The sequence below is a fragment of the Gluconacetobacter sp. genome (assembly GCF_047721585.1).
Classification (GTDB): domain Bacteria; phylum Pseudomonadota; class Alphaproteobacteria; order Acetobacterales; family Acetobacteraceae; genus Gluconacetobacter; species Gluconacetobacter dulcium.
Map to the genome: position 1 here is coordinate 1 of NZ_JBDNXE010000115.1, position 5,232 is coordinate 5,232.

The window sequence follows — 5,232 nt, forward strand, 5'->3', positions numbered from 1 at the left end:
GAAGGGGAGTTCGCCGTTGCGCAGCGCCGCCTTGCGTTCGGTCACGTCGCGCAGGACCTGGCAGAGCAGGCGCAGGGCGGCGACGAAATCCTCGGCCAGGAAGCCGCTGCCGGGCTGGACGAAGGCCGCCAGATTGACGATGAAGCCCGGCCGCCGGTCGTGCTGGCCGGTCCACAGGGACTCGGTCGGGGCCGCCTGGCGCAGCATCAGCAGGCAGGAGAGCGAACGGGCCTGCGTGGCCAGCGCGTCCACGGCCACGTCGTCCACCCAGCGTGCCGCTTCGGTCGCCAGACGGGCAGCCCCCCGGCCGGACGCGAGGCGCGCCAGGGCCGCCGCCGCCTCGTCATCCCAATCGGCGGGGAGGGTGACGGCGCGGAGAGCGTCGTCCGGGTCCGCGGCGGCCTGCGTGGTACGCATGCGCACGCCGTTCCAGTGGCTTCGGGCTGTCATGGCATTCACTCTAGGCCCGCTTCGTGACGGGGCGGAAGCCGTATATGGTGGGTCCCAGACTATACAGACCACTGTATATTGTGGATATGGGGGATAAGTTCGCGGTTTCCCGATCCCGGAGTTGTGATCGGGCGAGTCCCGCCCCGCCGGGTGGACCGGCCGCCGGAAAGAGGGTTATCCTCGGGGCATGGCAAATCTCGGCACCCGTATCTACACCAGGTTCAAGGGTCGGCTGGTCGGCAAGGATGCCGATGGCCGGTGCTACTACGAGGCGCGCACCGCGAATCGTACCGGTGGCGGCCTGACGCGGCATGAGCGCTGGGTCATCTATCACAAGGGCGAGGATGCCTCGGTCGTGCCGCCCGAATGGTGGGGGTGGCTGCACCATGTCGATGACGCGCCCCTGCCCGAGAGCGCGCGCCAGCCCTGGCAGATCCCGTATCCGGGCAACCGGACCGGGACGGTGGACGCCTATCGCCCGCCCGGAAGCGATTATCGCGGTGGCCGTCGCGCGGACTCGACCAGCGATTACGAAGCCTGGATTCCCGAAGGGTGAAACGGTGGGCGGAACCTGTTAAGGTCCGCCCTGATACTGCCTGAATGCTGTGGATGCTGAGTCGCGCGCGGCTTGGGTCGGCAGCGGCCTGCGTATGTCTTTGGGGATCGGAGCGGCCTCGCGGGCCGTGCGCCGGCGCCCGGAGACCGGCGGGGGCTGGTCGGCGGTGGCCGTTTTTACGCAGTCTCCGTGCTGTGAATTGGGGAACAGAGTCAGAATGGTCAGTGCGGTTGCAGGCCGGGTGAGCCGGAGTTCGGCCGAACTCGCCGCCGGGTGCGGGGTTCTTGTACTGCTGGGCGGGCTTCTGGCCCTGGCGGTGGTCGACAAGGGGCGGCGGCATGAATCCGGCTATCGGCTGCATGCGTCCTTCGCCCATATCGACGGGCTGTCGGTCGGGTCGGATGTGCGGCTGGCCGGGGTGACGGTGGGGCAGGTGGTCGACGAGCGCGTCGATCCGTCCAGCTTCCAGGCGCAGGTGACCTTTACCGTGAGCCCCGACGTGCACTTGCCGACCGACAGCGCGGCCATCATCACCAGCGACAGCCTGCTGGGCGGCAAATATGTCGCCCTGTCACCGGGAGCCGACAATGCGATGCTGAAGCCCGGCGGCGCGATCACCGAGACCCAGGGGGCGATCAGCCTGGAGCAGTTGCTCAGCCGCTTCATCTTCTCGGTGACGGATACGATGACCAAGGCCAACCAGCAGCGCGCGAACCAGGGGGCGGCGTCCCAGGGAACGGCGACGCCGGACAATGGGCAGGCTCCGGCAGGGCATACCGGGGGCGGCGACCAGCCATGAGCGGGGCCGCGCTTCCGCCGCCGCCCGCGATCTGGCAGCAATCCGATGGCACGCCGGTTTCATGCCAGGACAAGATCCGGGTGCTGAACGAGAATTATGCCGAGCTTTGCGAGGTCATGCGGGACACGTTCGAGGACGCGGTGCTGATCGGTGTGGACGAGGACGGCATGCGGCGGTTGATCGCGGAGGTCGCGGCCGCGCTGCGAAGCCCGAGATCGTGAGGCGGGACGTGTTGCGTCTGCTCCGCCCGGCGTCGCGCCGGGCGGGGGCCGTGCGCGCGGCGTTGGCCGCCGTGCCGGCGCTGGTGGCATGGAGTGGCGGGCCTGGGGGCATGGCTGCCCGCGCCCAGCAGATCGTGGCGCCGCCTGCGATCTATCCCGCCGATACCTGGCAGGGGCGCTCGGTCGCGACCGTGCGGGTGCTGGATACGCTGGACTCCAGCGTGCAGGTGCTGACCATTCCGGTGGGGCAGGATGCGACGTTCAGGGCACTGACGATCCATGTCGGCGCCTGCCGCGACCGGCCGGCGACGCTGACGCCCGATGCGGCGGGGTGGCTGGCGGTGCGCGATACACGGCAGGACGGCCCCGGCTTCAACGGATGGATGCTGGCGGGCGAACCCTTCCTGGGCGTTTTCCAGGACCCGATCTACGCCGTGCGCCTCGTGGGCTGCGCGGGCGACATGGTGGCGCCCGTTCCGCCTCCGCTGGCGGCTCTGGCGGCGGCTGCGGCGCAGCCGGGCGATCAGGCGGCTTCGGGATCGCCGGTGCCGGGAACACCAGTCTCGGGAACGTCGGATCAGGGCACGCCGTCCGTGCCGGGGTCTTCGGGGCCGCAGGTGCTGACGGTTCCGGCGGCGCCGCCGGCCGGGCAGCCGGGCGCGGCATCCGCCCCGGCGGTGCCTGCCGCGCGTTTCGGCGGGGCGCCGCTCTCCCTGTCGCCGCCTGACGAGGAGGCGCCGGTGTCGGGGGCTGCTCCATCCGGTGCCGCCATGCAGCCGGCGGGGAGGCCTATGCCATTGCCTCCGCCGACGCCTTTTGCAACGGGTTATGCAGCGCCGACCCGGTCGCCGCCTGCATCGTCCGCCCCGGCGGCATCGCAGGCCCAGCCTGGACAGCCGCAATCCCTCCTGCCCCCCTGACGGGGACGGGAAGCAACCTGTCCCGCCGGTGTCGGTCCGGGATGAATGACAAGCCTTCGGTCCCAAGGAGTCCAGAATGCCCATGAGCCCGACGGATTATGCCGGCCCGGCCGGCCGGTTCATGCCGCCCCCAGGCGAGGCGGCCCTGCTGCTGGATTTTGACGGTACGCTGGTCGATATCGCGCCCACGCCGGAATCGGTGGTCGTGTCGCCCGGCCTGCCGGACGTGCTGCGGCGGCTGCGGGCGAAATGCGGCGATGCGCTGGCGGTGATTTCGGGCCGCGCGGTGGATCAGATCGATCATTTCCTCGGCGACGTGCCGTTTGCCGTGGCCGGCGAGCACGGGCTGGCGGTGCGGCATCGTCCGGACGGGCCGATCGTGCGTGCCGAACTGCCCGCCATGCCGCCGACCTGGCTGCCGGCCGCCGAGACTCTGGCCGCGCAGCATCCGGGCGTGCGGATCGAGCGCAAGCCCGCCGGTTTCGTGCTGCATTACCGTGCGGCGCCCGAGATGGCGGATATGCTGCGCGAAGCCGCGGAATCGTGGGTTGCGTCGACGCACGGGCGCTTCCATGTGCAGACGGCCAAGATGGCGTGGGAAATCCGGCCCCATGGCGTGGACAAGGGCCATGCGGTGGCGGCGCTGATGCAGTCGCCGCCCTTCGCCGGGCGGCATCCGGTCTTCGTCGGCGACGACGTGACGGATGAAGACGGCATCCGCGCGGCCGAGGCGCTGGGTGGGGCGGGGTTCCGTATTCCTCGGGATTTTCCCGATCCGGCCGCCTTTCGGGCCTGGCTGGCGACGCTCGCGGGCGGAGGGGATGATTCATGGGGCGTCTGATCATCGTATCCAACCGGGTGCCTTCGCCGCGTGAGCGTCTGCAGCCGGCCGGCGGTCTGACCGTGGGGTTGAAGGACGCGCTGCGGGGCGGGGAGTCGCTGTGGTTCGGCTGGTCGGGCAATCAGTCCGAATTCGAGGGCGACCCCGTCATCGGCATGGATGAGGTCGATGGCGTGACCTATGCCACGATCGACCTGACGGCACGGCAGCACGAGGGATTCTATCAGAATTTCTCGAACGGCATTCTGTGGCCGCTGTTTCATTACCGTGTCGGGCTGATGAGTTATTCGCGCCGGGACTGGCAGACCTATCTGGAGGTCAATGCCATGTTCGCGCGCTGCCTGCGCGCGCTGTTGCAGCCGGACGACGTGATCTGGGTCCATGACTATCATCTGTTTCCGCTGGGCCAGGCGTTGCGCGACCTGGGCGTGGCGGGGCGGATCGGCTTCTTTCTGCATATTCCCGTGCCGCCCTGGAGCCTGGTGCGCTCGATGCCGGGGGCGAAGCTGCTGCTGGAAGACATGCAGGCCTACGACCTGATCGGGGTGCAGACCGAGGAAGATGCGGACAACCTGAACCACGCCTTCCGCCTGAACGGGCTGACCGAACGGGCGGGGGCTTTTCCGATCGGCATCGATCCGCATGAATTCCGCGAACAGGCCGAGGAGAGCGTGCGGCGCGAGGAGGCGGACCGCCTGCGTGCCAGCCTGCGCGGGACGGCGCTGATCCTCGGCGTGGACCGGCTGGATTATTCCAAGGGCCTGCCCGAACGCTTCAGGGGGTACGAGGCGTTCATGGCCCGTTATCCCGAACATCGGGGCAAGGTGTCGTTTCTTCAGGTCGCGCCGGTTTCGCGCGGCGACGTGGAGGAATATCGCCAGCTTCGGTGCCAGTTGGACGAGCTGACGGGGCGGATCAACGGTGCCTATGCCGAGTTCGACTGGACGCCGATCCGGTATCTGACGCGGCCGGTGGCGCGGGACATCCTGGCCGGGTTCTATCGCATGGCCGACGTGGCGCTGATTACGCCGCTGCGCGACGGGATGAACCTGGTGGCGAAGGAATATGTCGCGGCGCAGGACGCGGCCGACCCCGGCGTGCTGGTGCTGTCGCATTTCGCCGGCGCCGCGCCGGAGATGGACGAGGCGGTGCTGGTCAATCCCTTCGACGCCGACGAGATCGCCGATGCGCTGCATCAGGCGCTGACCATGGGGCTGGAGGAGCGCCAACGGCGCTGGCGCCATCTGGACGAGGATGTGCGCCGGACCACGGCGGGATTCTGGGCGCGGGACTTCCTGAAGGCGCTGGACGCGGCCCCCCCGGTCGCGATGCCTCCGCTCGGACCATCGTGATGCGGCGGGGGACCGGCATGGGCCGGGGGCCGGGGATAGCCGGGGGGGGTGGCCGGGCGGCCCGGTGGGCTCTCCGTGCCCCCCCCCCGCTCA

At 69.6% G+C, this 5,232-nt stretch carries 6 protein-coding genes and 1 pseudogene; 6 read left to right on the forward strand and 1 reads right to left on the reverse strand.

The annotated features are described in order from the left end of the window. Window positions 1-417: pseudogene (locus tag ABF821_RS16580) on the reverse strand (vitamin B12-dependent ribonucleotide reductase); the annotation flags it as partial. Window positions 418-637: 220 nt separating this feature from the next. On the opposite strand from ABF821_RS16580, the gene ABF821_RS16585 reads away from it, so the two are divergent. From ABF821_RS16585 to ABF821_RS16610, 6 genes are all read left to right on the forward strand, one after another. Further along, on the forward strand, window positions 638-1,006 hold the full coding sequence (locus tag ABF821_RS16585) for an NADH-ubiquinone oxidoreductase subunit NDUFA12 family protein (protein WP_182973963.1): 369 nt from the start codon (window positions 638-640) through the stop codon (window positions 1,004-1,006). A 217-nt stretch (window positions 1,007-1,223) separates the two neighbouring features. Next, a complete protein-coding gene (mlaD, locus tag ABF821_RS16590) occupies window positions 1,224-1,805 on the forward strand; it encodes an outer membrane lipid asymmetry maintenance protein MlaD (RefSeq protein ID WP_182973962.1) in 582 nt (193 codons plus the stop codon). After that, window positions 1,802-2,026 carry a hypothetical protein gene (locus ABF821_RS16595; RefSeq protein WP_182973961.1) on the forward strand — a complete coding sequence of 75 codons (225 nt, stop codon included), beginning with the start codon at window positions 1,802-1,804 and terminating at the stop codon, window positions 2,024-2,026. The genes mlaD and ABF821_RS16595 overlap by 4 nt, the downstream gene beginning before the upstream one ends. 8 nt (window positions 2,027-2,034) lie before the next feature. Beyond that, window positions 2,035-2,946, forward strand: coding sequence for a DUF2155 domain-containing protein (locus ABF821_RS16600; RefSeq protein WP_310889088.1), 912 nt, complete (start codon window positions 2,035-2,037; stop codon window positions 2,944-2,946). Between the two features lie 82 nt (window positions 2,947-3,028). Next, entirely contained in the window at window positions 3,029-3,787 is a 759-nt protein-coding gene (otsB, locus tag ABF821_RS16605) for a trehalose-phosphatase (protein ID WP_182973960.1), read from the forward strand. Continuing rightward, complete coding sequence (locus ABF821_RS16610) at window positions 3,775-5,139, forward strand: alpha,alpha-trehalose-phosphate synthase (UDP-forming) (protein WP_182973959.1); 1,365 nt, start codon at window positions 3,775-3,777, stop codon at window positions 5,137-5,139. The genes otsB and ABF821_RS16610 overlap by 13 nt, the downstream gene beginning before the upstream one ends. The last annotated feature ends 93 nt before the right edge of the window (window positions 5,140-5,232 follow it).